The organism is Bradyrhizobium campsiandrae (assembly GCF_014529705.1).
GTDB lineage: Bacteria > Pseudomonadota > Alphaproteobacteria > Rhizobiales > Xanthobacteraceae > Bradyrhizobium > Bradyrhizobium campsiandrae.
In genome coordinates this window covers 85886-101807 of record NZ_JAANIH010000017.1, presented here as the reverse complement: position 1 = coordinate 101807, position 15922 = coordinate 85886, and the positions used below count along the sequence as shown (strand labels likewise).

General features: G+C 63.6%; 12 protein-coding genes. 8 read left to right on the top strand and 4 right to left on the bottom strand.

The annotated features are described in order from the left end of the window. The first annotated feature begins 5 nt into the window (after positions 1 to 5). The 7 genes from G8O24_RS15220 (at position 6) to G8O24_RS15190 (ending at position 6817) form a co-directional block, all read left to right on the top strand. A complete protein-coding gene (locus G8O24_RS15220; RefSeq protein WP_188100535.1) occupies positions 6 to 461 on the top strand; it encodes a SoxY-related AACIE arm protein in 456 nt (151 codons plus the stop codon). Continuing rightward, on the top strand, positions 461 to 778 hold the full coding sequence (soxZ, locus tag G8O24_RS15215; RefSeq protein WP_188100533.1) for a thiosulfate oxidation carrier complex protein SoxZ: 318 nt from the start codon (positions 461 to 463) through the stop codon (positions 776 to 778). Before G8O24_RS15220 ends, soxZ begins: the two co-directional genes overlap by 1 nt. Further along, positions 775 to 1554, top strand: a complete 780-nt coding sequence (soxA, locus tag G8O24_RS15210; RefSeq protein WP_188100531.1) for a sulfur oxidation c-type cytochrome SoxA — start codon at positions 775 to 777, stop codon at positions 1552 to 1554. Before soxZ ends, soxA begins: the two co-directional genes overlap by 4 nt. A 59-nt stretch (positions 1555 to 1613) precedes the next feature. Beyond that, entirely contained in the window at positions 1614 to 2960 is a 1347-nt protein-coding gene (locus G8O24_RS15205; protein ID WP_188100529.1) for an ABC transporter substrate-binding protein, read from the top strand. Then, the gene (locus G8O24_RS15200; protein ID WP_188100527.1) at positions 2957 to 3892 is read left to right on the top strand and encodes a carbohydrate ABC transporter permease; all 936 of its coding nucleotides are present in this window, start codon (positions 2957 to 2959) and stop codon (positions 3890 to 3892) included. The genes G8O24_RS15205 and G8O24_RS15200 overlap by 4 nt, the downstream gene beginning before the upstream one ends. Continuing rightward, entirely contained in the window at positions 3889 to 4713 is an 825-nt protein-coding gene (locus tag G8O24_RS15195; RefSeq protein WP_188100525.1) for a carbohydrate ABC transporter permease, read from the top strand. Before G8O24_RS15200 ends, G8O24_RS15195 begins: the two co-directional genes overlap by 4 nt. 172 nt (positions 4714 to 4885) lie before the next feature. Beyond that, complete coding sequence (locus G8O24_RS15190; protein ID WP_188100523.1) at positions 4886 to 6817, top strand: S9 family peptidase; 1932 nt, start codon at positions 4886 to 4888, stop codon at positions 6815 to 6817. Between the two features lie 56 nt (positions 6818 to 6873). On the opposite strand, the gene G8O24_RS15185 is transcribed toward G8O24_RS15190, so the two are convergent. The 3 genes from G8O24_RS15185 to G8O24_RS15175 all read right to left on the bottom strand — a co-directional run bounded on the left by G8O24_RS15185 (position 6874) and on the right by G8O24_RS15175 (position 10382). Beyond that, the gene (locus G8O24_RS15185) at positions 6874 to 8526 is read right to left on the bottom strand and encodes a regulator (RefSeq protein WP_188100521.1); all 1653 of its coding nucleotides are present in this window, start codon (positions 8524 to 8526) and stop codon (positions 6874 to 6876) included. A gap of 10 nt (positions 8527 to 8536) precedes the next feature. Then, complete coding sequence (locus G8O24_RS15180; RefSeq protein ID WP_188100519.1) at positions 8537 to 9235, bottom strand: cysteine hydrolase family protein; 699 nt, start codon at positions 9233 to 9235, stop codon at positions 8537 to 8539. Positions 9236 to 9428: 193 nt separating this feature from the next. Beyond that, entirely contained in the window at positions 9429 to 10382 is a 954-nt protein-coding gene (locus G8O24_RS15175; protein WP_188100517.1) for a hypothetical protein, read from the bottom strand. Positions 10383 to 10544: 162 nt separating this feature from the next. Between G8O24_RS15175 and G8O24_RS15170 the strand changes: the two genes are divergently transcribed. Next, positions 10545 to 14021: an indolepyruvate ferredoxin oxidoreductase family protein gene (locus G8O24_RS15170; protein WP_188100516.1), complete on the top strand. Its 3477-nt coding sequence runs from the start codon at positions 10545 to 10547 to the stop codon at positions 14019 to 14021. A 137-nt stretch (positions 14022 to 14158) separates the two neighbouring features. Here the strand turns inward: G8O24_RS15170 and G8O24_RS15165 are convergent, their stop codons facing one another. Next, positions 14159 to 15886: an FAD-dependent oxidoreductase gene (locus G8O24_RS15165; RefSeq protein ID WP_188100514.1), complete on the bottom strand. Its 1728-nt coding sequence runs from the start codon at positions 15884 to 15886 to the stop codon at positions 14159 to 14161. Positions 15887 to 15922 lie beyond the last annotated feature (36 nt).

The window sequence follows — 15922 nt, the reverse complement described above, 5'->3', positions numbered from 1 at the left end:
TGCTCATGCCGACGCGACGACAATTCTTGAGCCTGGCTGGCGGCGTTACGGTCATTCCGGTCCTGACGCTGCGGCCGCTCGACGCAACGCCCGCGATGCTCAACACCGCAATTCGCAACGTCGTCGGTGAAGCCCCCATCCGCACCGGCAAGGTCAAGCTCGACATTCCGCCGCTGGTCGAGAACGGCAACACGGTGCCGATGACAGTGAGCGTCGCAAGCCCGATGACTTTGGACGATTACGTCAAGAGCATCCATGTCTTCAACGAAAAGAACCCGCAGCCGAACATCGGCAATTTCTATCTCACTCCTTCTTCCGGTCGTGCCCAGATCTCGACGCGGATCCGGCTCGCCGACACCCAGAAGGTGGTGGCGATCGCCCGCCTCTCCGATGACAGTTTCTGGCAGGTCTCGGCAGATATCGTGGTGACGCTGGCTGCGTGCACCGAGGAGCTGAACTGATGGCTGCCCTCATCAACGTTCCGGCGAAGGCCAAACGTGGGGACATCATCGAGATCCGCACGCTGACTTCGCACATCATGGAGACCGGCTTCCGCCACACCGTGGAGGGCGCGCTGGTGCCGCGCGACATCATCACGAGCTTCACCTGCCGCTACAACGGCACCGAGATCTTCCGTGCCGATCTGTTTCCAGCCATCGCCGCCAATCCCTACCTGTCCTTCTTCACGATCGCCAAGGAGAGCGGCAAGTTCGAGTTCGAATGGACCGGCGACAACGGCTATTCGACCACCGCATCGGCATCGATCACCGTCGAATGATCTTGTGGCGCGCGATAGCGGCGGCAATTCTGTTCGCCGGGATCCCGGCCTTGCTCGCTGGCGAAATCCCGCCCGATGCGCGCCGCTCCGGCTATTCCTTCATGGGCCCTGACACACGCGCCATGCAGGATGACGACACGTCCAATCCGGGCATGCTGTTCGTCCTCGACGGCGAGACCCTGTGGAGGAAGAAGACCGGCAGCGCTGACAAGTCCTGCGCGGATTGCCACGGCGATGCGCGCAGCAGCATGAAGGGCGTTGCGGCACGCTATCCTGCTTTCGACAAGGCGCTGGCGCGCCCGGTCACGCTCGACCAGCGCATCAACCTCTGCCGCACCAATCACCAGCAGGCGACGCCCCTGCCTTACGAGAGCCGCGACATCCTGACGCTGTCCGCTTTCGTCGCCCACCAGTCCCGCGGCATCGCTATTACCGCGGGCGAGGATCCGCGGCTTGCCCCCTTCGTCGAACAGGGCCGCAAACTCTATTTGCAACGCGAAGGCCAGCTCAATCTCGCTTGTACCAATTGCCACGACGACAACTTTGACAAGCGCCTTGCAGGCTCGCCCATCACGCAAGCTCAGCCGACCGGCTATCCGCTCTATCGGCTGGAGTGGCAAACGCTGGGATCCCTGGAGCGACGCTTGCGCAGCTGCATGACCGGCGTGCGCGCCCAGGCCTATGAATACGGCGCGCCCGAACTGGTCGCGCTCGAGCTCTATCTGATGTCGCGCGCCCGCGGAATGCCGATGGAAACGCCCGCCATCCGGCCCTGATCCGCTGGAATTAGGACTAGGCAGGCGTGGCACGGTCGCTAGTATCCCTCCCAAAGAAAATGAGTCACAGGGAGGAACTACAAGTGGTCAACCACAAAATCTCGCGTCGTACGCTCTTGACGGGCACCGCAGCGGCCGGCGCACTCAGCCTGACCGGATTGCCGGCCCGTGCCGACATCAGCTGGAAGAAATATTCGGGGACCAAGCTGGAGGTGATCCTGGCCAAGGGTCCTCGCGGTGACAATCTGCAGAAGTACATCAAGGAGTTCACCGACCTCTCCGGCATCCAGGTCGAGTCCGAGCAGATCCCCGAGCAGCAGCAGCGCCAGAAAGTGGTCATCGAACTGACTTCCGGCCGTCCCAGTTTCGACGTCATCCACCTCAGCTATCACGTGCAGAAGCGGCAGTTCGAGAAAGCGGGCTGGCTCGCCGATATGACGCCCTATTTGAAGGATCCGACGCTGACCCCGCCGGACCTCGTCGAGAGCGATTTTTCGGCCGCGGGCCTGCAATACGCCAAGAACGACAAGGGCCAGATGCTGTCGCTGCCGTGGTCAGTCGACTATTTCATCCTCTACTACAACAAGGAGCTGCTGCAGAGGAAGAGCATCGAGGTCCCGAAGACACTGGAGGAAATGGCAACTGCCGCCGAAAAGCTCACCGATCCCAAGGAAGGCATCTATGGCTTCGTCGGACGCGGCTTGCGCAACGCCAACATGGCGATGTGGACCAATTTCTACCTGAACTACGGCGGCGAATTCCTCGACGCCAAGGGCAACATTCTGAGCGACGGTCCGGAGGCGATCGAAGCCACCAAGCTCTATCAGCGGCTCCTGACCAAGTCGGCACCTCCCGGCGTTGCCGGCTTCAACTGGATGGAGTCGATGGCCTCGTTCACGCAGGGGCGCGCCGCCATGTGGATCGATGCCGACGGCTGGGCGCCGCCGCTGGAAGACCCGGCCGCCTCGCGCGTGGTCGGCAAAGTCGGCTACACGCGGGTGCCTGCGGGACCCAAAGGCCAGTTCTCGTCAACTTATGGCGACGGCATCGGCATTGCCGCGGCGAGCAAGAACAAGGAAGCCGCCTATCTGCTCTGCCAATGGGTGGCCTCGAAGGGACAGGGTGCGCGCCTGCTGCAGGCCGGCGGCGGTGTGCCGTTCCGCAACTCCATCGTCGATGATCCGGAAGTCGCCAAGGGCGTAAAGACCAAGGAGTGGCTGCAGTCGGTGATCGACTCCGCAAAAATCTCCAAGCTCGGTCTGCCCGTCATCATCCCGGTCGCCGAATACCGCGACACCGTCGGTGCTGCGCTCACCGCGACCTTGTCCGGCGCCGACCCGGCAACGGAGCTGAAGAAGGCGCACGAGCAATTCCGGCCGATCCTGGAGCGCAGTGAGAAAACGTGAGCGTGATAACTCAGACCTCTCCGGCGGCGGCAAAAGAGGCCGCGCCGGAGAAGCAATGGCGTCGGCCATCCTATTGGCCGTTCGTGGTGCCGGCGCTGGTCGTCGTGCTCGCCATCATCATATTTCCGTGGCTGTTCACGATCTGGATGAGCCTGCACGAGTGGAAGGTCGGCGTGCCAACCACCTTCGTCGGTCTGTCCAACTATCTGCGGCTGACCGGCGATCCCCGCTTCATCGAGGCGGTGGGCCACACATTGGTCTACACCGCGCTCTCGGTGCTGCTGCCGCTGATGCTCGGCACGCTGGCGGCCGTGGTGTTTCACCAGAAATTCGCCGGCCGCGGCTTCCTCCGCGGAATCTTCATCATGCCGATGATGGCGACTCCGGTGGCGATCGGGCTGGTCTGGACCATGATGTTCCATCCCCAGCTCGGCGTGCTGAACTACCTGCTGTCGCTGGTCGGGATACCCGCCCAGCTCTGGGTATTTCATCCGGCGACGGTGATCCCCTCGCTGGTGCTGGTCGAGACCTGGCAATGGACGCCGCTCGTGATGCTGATCGTGCTCGGCGGCCTCGCCGCAATCCCGACCGAGCCCTATGAGAGCGCGCAGATCGACGGCGCCAGCTTCTGGCAAGTGTTCCGGTTCATCACGCTGCCGCTGATCATGCCTTTCCTGTTCATCGCCGGCATGATCCGCATGATTGATGCGGTGAAGAGCTTCGACATCATCTTCGCGATCACCCAGGGCGGACCGGGCTCGGCATCAGAGACCATCAACCTCTACCTCTACAGCGTCGCCTTCGCCTATTACGACATCGGCTATGGCTCGGCGATCGCGGTCATCTTCTTCCTGCTGATCGTCGCGCTCGCCGCCGTGATGCTCTACGTCCGTCAGCGCATGCTGTGGACCGAGATGGGGGGCGGCGCATGAACCTGCGCAGCATCCTCGGCAGGATCGGGCTGTGGTTTGCCATCCTCGTCATCGTGTCGCCGGCCATCCTGTTCTTCCTCTGGATGCTGTCGCTGTCGCTCAAATTCGAGATCGACAACGCCGCCTATCCGCCGGTGTTCTTCCCTGAGCATATTGCCTGGAAGAACTATGCCGACGTGCTCGCCTCCAATCGCTTCCTGACCTACTTCCTCAACAGCCTGGTGGTAACGGGCAGCGCGACCGCGCTCGCGCTGATGGTCGGCATTCCCGCCGGCTATGGCATCGCCCGCATGGCCGCGCACAAATCGGCAATCGTGATCCTGATCGCCCGCATCACGCCCGGCCTGTCCTACCTGATCCCGCTGTTCCTGCTGTTCCAGTGGCTGGGACTGCTCGGCACCCTGGTCCCGCAGATCATCATCCATCTCGTGGTGACTGTGCCGATCGTGATCTGGATCATGATTGGCTATTTCGAGACGACGCCGCTGGAGCTGGAGGAAGCCGCGCTGATCGACGGCGCTACGCGCTGGCAGGTCTTTCGCCACGTCGCGCTGCCGATCGCCAAGCCCGGCATCGCGGTTGCCTTCATTCTCGCGGTGATCTTCTCCTGGAACAATTTCGTGTTCGGCATCGTGCTGGCCGGACGCGAGACGCGCACGCTGCCGGTCGCCGTCTACAACATGATCTCGTTCGACCAATTGAGCTGGGGCCCACTGGCCGCCGCCGCGCTGATCGTCACGCTTCCGGTGTTGTTGCTCACGGTGTTCGCGCAGCGGCAGATCGTGGCAGGACTGACAGCAGGGGCCGTCAAGGGCGGGTAGTCACGTCAATCCCGATCGTCAGGGAAGCGCGATTTTGCACGCTTCCAGTCCAGAAGTGCACCTGCGCTCTACGTTGAGTTGACGCAGGCTCCGCGCGCACATATGCTACGATCTGTAACGCTGCCGCTGCGCCAAAATCGCGCCTGCGCGCAAACCGTCAGCGAGAAGCCACATGACAGCTCGCCCCCTGATCCCGCGCCGAAAGCTGTTTGGCAATCCGACTTATGTCGGCGCCAAGCTATCGCCGGACGGTCGATTGCTGTCCTGGCTCGCGCCTGTCGACGGCGTTCTGAACATCTGGATCTCGCCAGTCGACAGCATTGCGGCCGGACAGCCCGTGACACGCACCACGGGCCGACCCATCACTTGGCAGAATTGGAGCCCGGACGGCCGTCACATCATGTTTCTCAACGACGAGAACGGGGATGAAAACCTGCATCTGTTCGTCGTTAATCCCCATACGCAGGAACTCCGGGATTTGACGCCTTTCGTGAACGTCCGGGCGATGCCGACGTACTGGTCCCACATCGTTCCAGACAAGATCGCGATCAGCATCAATGACCGAGACACGCGCTGGCATGATGTCTTCCTGCTCGATCTCGCAACCGGTGAACGCACGCTGGTTTGGGAAAATCGCCAGGAGTTTCACCACGTCGGCCTCGATTGGCGGTTGAAGCCCCGCTACGCGCAGAGCAATGCGCCTGACGGCGGCACGCGGCTCTGGCGTATTGACGGCGGCAAGGTCGCGCATTGGCGCGACGTCCCCTACGAAGCCTATATCAGCACCCGGCTCTGGACGTTCGATGCCGGATGCAGTCACCTTCACATGTGCTCAAGCCTTGAGCGCGACAAGTCGGCGCTGCTGCGGATCGACTGGTCCACCGACGAAGAGCGACTCTTGTATCAGAGCGACCGCGCCGACGTGACGGGCGCCATCTTCAACGCCAGAACCTTCGAACCGGAGGCGGTTTGCATCGACCCCGGCCGGCCGGAGTGGACGGCTTTAACGCCGGCCGTCACAACCGAGCTTGATCTGATCAAGGCGCGACTGCCGGACCATGCGTTTCACGTCGAAAGCCAAAGTGACGATGGCCGCCGATGGATCGTGGCGAGCCACGCGCCAGATCAGCCCGTCACATATCATCTGCTTGACCGCGACAGGCAGACCATTACCGAGCTGTTCACGGCGCGCCCCGAACTGAAGCCGTACCGCCTCGGGCGTATGCAAGAGGTGCAGGGCAAGTCGCGCGATGGATTGACGCTCGTCTCCTATCTTACGCTGCCAGCGGATATCGAAGCCGATCGGCCGCCTCGGCCGTTGCCGATGGTCCTCATCGTCCACGGCGGTCCGTGGGGCCGCGACATCTATGGCTATCGCAGAGACCACCAATGGCTGGCCGACCGTGGCTATGCCGTGCTTTCGGTCAATTATCGGGGATCGACCGGCTTCGGCAAGGCGTTCGTTGCCGCCAGCGAGAAAGAGCATGCGCGAAAGATGCACGACGATCTCATCGACATGGTCGATTGGTCAATCGCACAAGGGATCGCGCAAAAGGACAAGGTCGCGATCTTCGGCGTATCCTATGGCGGCCTCGCCTCGTTCATCGGCGCGACCTTCACGCCCGAGGTGTTCTGCTGCTCGGTGCCGGTGGTCGGCATCTCCAATCTGCAAACGCTGCTGGAATCGATGCCGCCGTACTGGGCCGGCTTCGCGGAGTTCATGTATCGCAGCTACGGCGATCCCCGCACAGAGGAAGGCCGCAAGCTGCTCGCCGAGCGCTCACCGATCAACAAGGTAGACAACATCAAGAAGCCCATGCTGATCTTTCATGGCGCCAACGACGTTCGCTGCAAGATTGCGGAAAGCGACACTATCGCGGCGGCCATGGAGGCAAAAAACATTCCTGTGACCTACATCGTCTATCCCGATGAGGGACACGGATTCCAGAGGCCGCCCAACCAGCTCTCCCACGTCGCAATTGCCGAGGCGTTCTTTGCGCGACATCTGGGCGGCGCCTGCGAACCTGTCGGCGAAGATTTCGAAGGATCCAGCCATGAGGTTCGCGCCGGGGCCGAGATCCTGGCCGATCTCGGCGTAGCATGAAAAATGGCCGGGCAACAATGGCGTCACCCGGCCGCCTTTCATGTGTTGGCCGACGCCTACTCCGCCGGAGCGGCGTGCATCTCCGGATGCGCGGCGTAATGTTCACTGGCGCCGAGCTTGCTGGCTGCGAACAGGCCGGCCGCCATCACGGCATAGGCAAACGCCACCGCGGGCGTCACACCAAAGCCGCCGCCGATGCCGACGGCTTCACCATGCATGAAGCCGAAATAGGTCAGCACCGCGCCGACCAGTGCGAAGCTTGATGCTTTCTCGAAATCGCGCTCGATGACGAAGACGCCGATCGCTCCCAGGATCAGGCCGCCGAGGATGGAGCCGCCGCCCATGACCTCGAGACCGCGATAGAACACGCCCTGCTGCGGCAGGGCTGCGATCGCGGCCGCCTTGACCGCGTCGGCCTTGTCGGCGGCCATGCCGCCGACGGTTGCCGCCGCATTCATGGTCGATCCCAGCATGGTGTCGATCTGCAGCTTGGCCCAGGCCGCCAGATGCGGCGTCAACGCCAGCACGATCGCAGGCGCGTGCTTGACCGGCGTGGTCTGGAACGCCTGCGCGCCGATGAGCATGCCGATATAGAGCAGGATCGGCGAGATCGCGACGACAGGTACGAGCGCCAGCAGCACCGAGATGATGCCAAACCAGGCCAGCACTACGACCATGATGCCGGTCGCAGCCGAATAGCCGATACGGCCCCCCATCGCCTTCCAGCCGGGATGGCCGATATAGACGGCGTTGATGAAGGGATTGCCCATCAGGCAGCCGATCAGGCTGACGACGCCGTCGGCAGTGAGCACGCGCGTGGTCGGATATTCGTCGCCGGCGGCCTCCGCGCTCTCGACATTGTCCATGGCCTCGACGAGGTCATAGATGCCGAATGGAATGGCGGTGACCAGGATGACGCCGAGATATTCGAATCCTGAGAAGACATGGCCTACTGCCGGGATCGGCACCGAGAAGCCGAAATTGGCAAACGCCGCGCCGACGCCCGCGATGCTCAATCCGCCAAGCCCGAGGCCGAACAGGTTCGAGCCCCAGGCGATGATCATGCCAGCGGCAATGGCGACGAGGCCCGCAGGAATGCCCTTCGCATATTTCACCCCGCCGAACCAGCTCACCAGGATGATGGCGAAGCAGACGAGGCCAATCTGCGGCGTCATGTACATCTCGAGCGCGGGCCGCATCGAGATGAAGGTGACGGAGACGCCCGCGAGCGTGCCGAGCAGCGCCGCACGCGGCGTGATCTTGCGGATGAACGGCGCGATGAAGCCACCGATCATGAGAATGAAGCTCTGGAAGAACACCCAGACGAGGCCAGCCGACCAGCCCTTCAGCGGGTCGCCGGTCTTCAGCGTGATCGGCAGCATGATCACGAAGGTGACGATGAACATGTGCGGCACGCTGACGCCCGAGGGCAGCGCGCAGACGTCGCTGCGGCCCGTCTTCTGCGCGAGGCGATAGGCGAGAAACGCGTAGTAGAAGGTCGACAGGCACATCATCAGCCCGAGCGCGGGCAGGATGCGGCCGAACACGAGACTGTCCGGCATCTTCAGCACGAAGCGAAGCAGGCCCGTGAGCACCAGCATGTTGACGAGGATGTTGGTGCCGAAGCCGAAAAACGCGTTCCAGTCGCCCGATGTCCATAGTGCCGGTTGAAAAGTGGACTTGCCGGCCGTCCCCGTCGATGTGCTCATGATAACTCCCCTATGTGGTCGAAGTCTTCATCGCCTCCAGTACTGCGGTCGAGTCTGCGACCCAGCCGAAGATGCCGCCCTGGGCCTTGATCATCTTCAGGCCCATCTCGTGAAACTCGGGGAAATAGGAGGCGCAGCCATCGGAGATGACGACGCAGCGATAGCCGCGGTCATTGGCCTCGCGCACGGTGGTGTTGACGCACACCTCTGTGGTGACGCCGCACACCAGGAGATTCTCGATGCCGTATTTCTCCAGCACGTCCGTGAGTTCGGTCGCGTAGAACGCGCCCTTGCCGGGCTTGTCGATCACGACCTCACTGTCGAGCGGATAGAGCTCCGGGATGATGTCGTGACCGGCCTCGCCACGGATCAGGATGCGACCCATCGGGCCGGGATCGCCGATGCGCAACGATGGCGCGCCGCGCTCGATCTTGGCCGGCGGCGCGTCGGAGAGATCGGGCAGATGCCCCTCGCGGGTGTGAACCACGAGCATGCCGGTGTCGCGCGCCGCCCTCAGCACGGCGCCGATCGGCTTCACCGCGCGTGCAAGCTGGCTGACGTCATTGCCGAGCGTCTCGCCGAAGCCGCCAGGCTCCATGAAGTCGCGTTGCATGTCGATGATGACGAGCGCGGTGGCAGACCAATCGAGCTTGATCGGCTCGGGCTCGGCGCTGATGACGCCCAATGTCGGCTTGGTTGAGTTCAACATGACGCCCCCGCAAGAACTCTCTTTGTCCAGAGTTCTGCAAGCGTCGTGCCATTGTGTACAATTGCGGAGGCGTGCGGGCCGTGATGGAAATCGCTGCGTACTCAGAAGGTTACGTTAGCGATCGACGTCTGCTCATTCCCTGTGCGACGGCTTTGCGACGTGCATTTGCTCAAAGGATGAGCTGGCAGCGGGGCTATCGGACCGCCCCATACAGCTGTCGATACTCATCCTCGTAAGGCGCGTAAGACTCCTTCAGCGTCGCCATGTTGAGCAGCATGGTCGCGACCATCGTGCCCGTCTTGTCGAACACGCGCGTCTTGACCCAGGCGCTCTCGGTGCGGCGGCTGCCGGAGAGCGCGACCACCTCGCGCTCGACCTCGTACTCTTCATCGACGAACAGCGGGCCTTTCAACAGGCAGATCTCCTGGTCGGCGAACAGGCCGACGGCCGGCCCCTTCGCCGGCAGCGGATCGTCCTTGGAGCGGTATTGAAACAGCACGCTCAGCATCTCCATCGGGATGATCGCTTTGCCCCACGGATTGTCGGCGCCGGAATAGTAAGGTGAGTTCTCGGTGATGACTGCCAGCTTCTGCCGCAGCGAGAACGGATAGAGGTCGCCCATGTTCTGGTCGAACGCCATCCGCACCGTTTGCCGCCTGCTGGTATGGGCCACCCGCACGTCGCGCAGGATGACGGGGTCCGTGAGTGGCTTGAGCTCGGTCAGGCGCGTCTCGAGCGCCGTCGCCGCGTGGGGATCGCCGACAGAGGCCGTGCCGCGCAACACCTCGGTGCCGTCGCGTTTCACCATCTGGATCTGGCATTGGCTGGTGCCCGGCAGCGGTTTCGACAGGATCGCCTGCACCTCCTCACCTTCGAAGCAGGCGTTGCGGTAATGCGCGGAGAGACAGCCGCTCTCGAACCAGGCCCGTCCCCACAGCCGCGCACCGAGCGGCGCAAACTGGCTGAAATGCGTCGGACCCTCGATGGTGCCGCCCTTGAAGCCGAGCTTCTGCGCGGTCGCATCGTCGTGGATGGAGGCATGCGCATCGTAAATCTGCGCGTGCAGCATCTGGCGCGGCCGACGCCACGGGCCGATCAGGGCCTCGGCGGTTTCGGCGATCTCGGTATTGAACGCGTTTGCAGTCATGGTCTCCTCCACAGGCAGCCATGACTAGCAGGCCCGCCACGGGTGCGGCCAGCGATATTGACTTCGATGCTCCATGCTCTTCACTGCCGATACCCGCTTCGCAAGTCGCCCTCTTTCCGCGGCGCAAAATTCCTCCTGATACGACGACAAGGACTTTCCGAAATGACGCTGATGCAGGTCGAGCTGGACGACAAATACCGGCTCGAATCGAAGCGGATCTTCCTGTCCGGGACCCAGGCGCTGGTCCGCCTGCCCATGTTGCAGCGCGAACGCGACCGGCTCCTGGGGCTCAACACCGGCGGCTTCATTTCCGGCTATCGCGGTTCCCCGCTCGGCATGTACGACCACGCGCTGTGGCGCGCGAAGGCGCATCTGCAGCGGCACGACATCGCCTTCGTCCCCGGCCTGAACGAGGACCTGGCGGCAACTGCCGTCTGGGGCAGCCAGCAGGTCGGCCTGTTTCCCGGCGCCAAGGTCGATGGCGTATTCGGCATCTGGTACGGCAAGGGCCCCGGCGTCGATCGCTCGGTCGATGCGCTCAAGCACGCCAATGCGGCCGGCACCTCGCGCAACGGCGGCGTCCTCGCGCTCGCCGGCGATGACCATGGCTGCCAGTCCTCGACACTGGCGCACCAGAGCGAGCAGGTGTTCGCCGCGGCGCTGATCCCCGTGATCAATCCGGCGACGCTGCAGGACTATCTCGATCTCGGCCTCTATGGTTTCGCGCTGTCGCGCTTCTCGGGTTGCTGGGTCGGCTTCAAGGCGATCAGCGAGACCGTCGAGAGCTCTGCGTCGATCTATAGTGACCCCGAGCGCATCAAGATCGTGCAGCCCGATGATTTCGAGATGCCGCCCGGCGGCCTCAACATCCGCTGGCCGGATCCGCCGCTGGAGGCCGAGCGGCGCCTGTTCGGCCCCAAGATGGCGGCGGTGCAGGCTTTCGCCCGCGCCAACCAGCTCGACCGCATCGTGCTCGATTCCACGCCGGCCCGGCTCGGCATCGTCGCGACCGGCAAGGCCTATCTCGATCTGCGCCAGGCACTGGCCGACCTCGGCATCACCGACAAGGACGCGCAGGACCTCGGCCTTCGCATCTACAAGGTCGCGCTGACCTGGCCGCTGGAGGAGAGCGGTGCCAGGCGCTTTACCGAAGGCCTGCAGGACGTGCTCGTCGTCGAGGAGAAGCGCGGCTTCATCGAAGACCAGCTGATGCGCATCCTCTACAACATCGATGCATCGAAGCGCCCGACCGTCACCGGCAAGCGCGACGAGCGCGGCGCGCCGCTTTTGCCGAGCGAGGGCGAGCTGACGCCGACCATCGTCGCAGGCGCGCTGGTGGCGCGCTTGCGCAAGCTCGGCCATCACAGCCCGGTGCTGGAACAGCGCCTGGCGCGTCTGGAGGCGTTCGACAATCCCGTCACGACAAGCACCCAGATCAAGCTCGCGCGTACGCCCTTCTTTTGCTCCGGCTGCCCGCACAACACCTCGACGCGTGTACCCGAGGGCAGCCGCGCCATGGCCGGCATCGGCTGCCACGGCATGGCCTTGAGCATGCCGACGCGACGCACCGATCTGATCTCGCATATGGGCGCCGAGGGCGTGAACTGGATCGGCCAGTCGCCCTTCACCACCGAGAAACACATTTTTCAGAATCTCGGCGACGGAACTTATACCCACTCCGGTCTTCTGGCATTGCGCGCGGCCTCCGCCGCCGGCATCAACATCACCTACAAGATCCTCTACAACGACGCCGTCGCGATGACCGGCGGCCAGCCGGCCGAAGGCGCCTTCAACGTCGCGCAGATCGCGCACCAGGTCTGGGCCGAGGGCGTCAAGCGGCTCGCGATCGTCTCCGACGATCCGGGCAAGTACCCCGAAGGCAATTACTTCCCGCAAGGCGCGACCATCCATCACCGCCGCGAGCTCGATGCCGTGCAGCGCGAGCTGCGTGACATCAAGGGCCTCACGGTCGTAATCTACGACCAGACCTGCGCCGCGGAAAAGCGCCGACGCCGCAAGCGCGGACTCTATCCGGATCCCGCCAAGCGCGCCTTCATCAACGAGCTGGTCTGCGAAGGCTGCGGCGATTGCTCGCAGGCCTCCAACTGCGTCTCGGTGCAGCCGCTGGAGACCGAGTTCGGCCGCAAGCGCCAGATCGACCAGTCGAACTGCAACAAGGATTTTTCCTGCGTCGAAGGCTTCTGCCCGAGTTTTGTCACCGTGCATGGCGGCACGCTCAAGCGCATGAAGACATCGGCCGTGGATTCCGGCCAACTGTTCGCCGATCTGCCGCTGCCGCCCGCGCGCGAGCTGGACGGCCCCTACAACATCCTCGTCACCGGCATCGGCGGCACCGGCGTCATCACCATTGGCGCGCTGCTCGGCATGGCTGCCCATGTCGACGGCCGCGGTTGCTCGGCGCTGGACTTCACCGGCCTGTCGCAGAAGAACGGTGCCGTGATGAGCCATGTGCGCATCGCGCCGAAGCCCGAGGACATCTCGGCCGTCCGCATCACCACGGGCGGCGCCGACGTCATCCTCGGCTGCGACATGATCGTCTCGGCCGGCCCGACCGCGCTCAGCCGCGCCGAGCGCGGCGTGACCAGGGCCTATATCAACGCCGATTTGCAGCCGACCGCGAGCTTCGTGCAAAACCCCGATATCGATTTCGAGATGGGCACGATGCAGACCGTGCTGCGCGATGCCGTCGGCGACAAGAATCTCGACATCATCGATGCCACGGGAATCGCCGCCGCGCTAATGGGCGACAGCATCGCGACCAACCCCTTCATGCTCGGCTTTGCCTTCCAGAAGGGCGCGATCCCGCTGTCACTGGAGGCGCTGCTCCGCGCCATCGAGATCAACGGCGCCGCGATCGAGATGAACAAGCTCGCCTTCACGTGGGGGCGCCTCGCCGCCCACGACATGTCGCGGGTGCGCAGCGTGCTGCAGTTCAAGAGCCGGGCCTCCGCGCCAACCAAATCGCTCGACGACATCATCGCGACCCGCGCCGACTTCCTGACCGGCTACCAAGACAAGGCCTATGCCGAGCGCTATCTCGCGGCCGTCGCCAAGGTGCGGAAGGCGGAGAGCGCCGCTTTGCCTACCTCCACGGAGCTGACCGAGGCGGTCGCGAAGAACCTGTTCAAGCTGATGTCCTACAAGGACGAGTACGAGGTCGCGCGGCTCTATACTGACGGCAGCTTCGCCAGGAAAGTGTCCGAAAAATTCGACGGCGATTTCACACTGAAGTATCATCTGGCGCCACCGATCTTCGCAAAGCGCGACAAGACCACCGGGCATCTCCAGAAACAGGAGTTCGGCGGCTGGATGATCCACGCGTTCCGCGTGCTTGCAAGGCTGAAATTCCTGCGTGGCGGCGCGTTCGATCCGTTCGCCCGCGCCGAGGAGCGCAGGACCGAGCGGAATCTGATCGCGGATTATCTCGCCATGATCGATCAGCGGATCGCCGGGCTGAAGGCGGAACAAATCCCGCTGCTCGTCAGGCTCGCGCGCGTGCCGGAGATCATCCGCGGCTTTGGACATGTCAAGGAAGCCAACGTCAAGCTGGCGGCAGCGGAGAAGGCCCGGCTGGAAGCGGAGTTGGAGAACAGCCGCTTTGCAGCTGCTGCGGAGTGACGAAGAGACGCGAGCCTCTCTTCGACGTCATTGCGAGGAGCCCTTGCGACGAAGCAATCCAGACTGCCTCCGCGGAAAGATTCTGGATTGCTTCGCTACGCTCGCAATGACGGAGAATGTTGATGCGGCGGAAATAGTCAGTAGGCTAAGGATTCGGCGGCACTCGTCACCTGCACGGCCGCCCCGTCCGCCAGATGCCGCCCGGCAAGATACCCGAACGTCAGTGTCGGCCCGAGCATGATGCCCGGCGCCGGACAATGCCCGTTCATGATCGAGCCCATGTCGTTGCCGCAGGCGTAAAGTCCAGCGATGGGCGCGCCGTCCTCGCGCAGCACGCGCGCCTGCGCATCCACCTTCATGCCGATTGCCGTGCCGAGATCGGCGGGATAGATCCGCATTGCGAAGAACGGCGGCTGAACGATCGGCGCGACGCATGGATTGGGTTTGCGCGAAGCATCGCCAAGGTGGCGTTGGTAAACGGTGCTGCCTCGGCCGAATTCAGGATCGCGGCCTTCCTTCGCGTCGAAATTGTAGCTCGCGATCGTCGCCGAGAGCACGGACGGTTTGACGCCGAGCCTCGCCGCCAATTGCACAATATCAGGAGCTTCGATCAGCTCCCCGCTCGCCACGAAGCGCCGCACATGACGCGTAAAGGGCTTGATGCGGCCAAGACCGTAGCTCCACAGGAACGGGCGGTCACAGATCAGATGGAATGGCCGATCCGACTCGCCATTGCCGTCGCGCAGCATGGCGAGCACGAACTCATGATACGGCAGCGCCTCGTTGGCGAAGCGGCGACCCGCGGCATTCACGGCGATCACGCCCGGCTTGGCGCAATCAATCATGTGCGGGAAGACACCGCTGCTGCCGTCGGCGCGCCGGAACAGCGAGGCCGGCACCCAATATGCCGGGCTCGTCGCCTCCGTGTTGAGCGCCGCATTGGCCGTCATCGCAAGCCGAAGTCCGCCACCCGTGCTTGCCGTGATGGTTGCCGAGGCAGATTCGGCCGCTGCAGGAAAGAAACGCTTGCGCAAAACGGCATCGTGCGAGAAGCCGCCCGTTGCCAGCACAACCCCGCAACGTGCGGCGATCGAACGGTCGCGAGAGCCATGGCGGATGACCACGCCAGTGACTCGATCGCCCTGCATCGACAAATCCGCGACGTCGGCGCTGAACAGCATCTCAACCTGCCGCGCCAGCAGCGAGGCGTACAATCGCGCAGCCAACGCATTGCCGAGATAAAGCGTCGTGCCGCGCGGGCTGCGCAGCCGTTGCAGGACGTATTCAGAAACAAGCCGGGCGGCCCGCAAGGTCGAGCGCAATGACCGTCCGACCTTGCGCAGATGCGGGATATCGAGGCGATTGACCATCATCCCCCCGAACAGCGTAGATTCCGGCAATGGTGGGCGCAGCCGCGCAAAAGCTTGACCCAGCCGCGCGCCGTCGAACGCAACCGGCTCCAGCACGCGCCCGCCGGATGTCGCGCCCAGCCGCTCCGGATAATGGTCCGGATGGGCCGTCACCGCCTGGAGCCGCACTTCGGTCTTGGCCTCGAGATAGGCGATCGCCTCCGGCCCGCGCGCAAGGAAAGCGGCGCGCAAGCCCGCATTGGCGGGCTCTGGCACCGTGCTCGACAGATATTGCACGGCATCCGCGATGCTGTCCGAAATCCCCGCCTCTTTCATCTTGGCATTGGCGGGGATCCAGACCATGCCGTCGGACCATGCCGTGGTGCCGCCGACAAAGGCGGTTTTCTCGATCACCAGCACACGCAGCCCTTCGGCAGCCGCGACGGCCGCCGCCATCATGCCGCCGGCGCCCGCGCCGACGACAATGACGTCGTAGATCTCATGGGCCGGCATCATGCGGCAGGGGTCCGGAGCCGAGGCATGACACCGTCA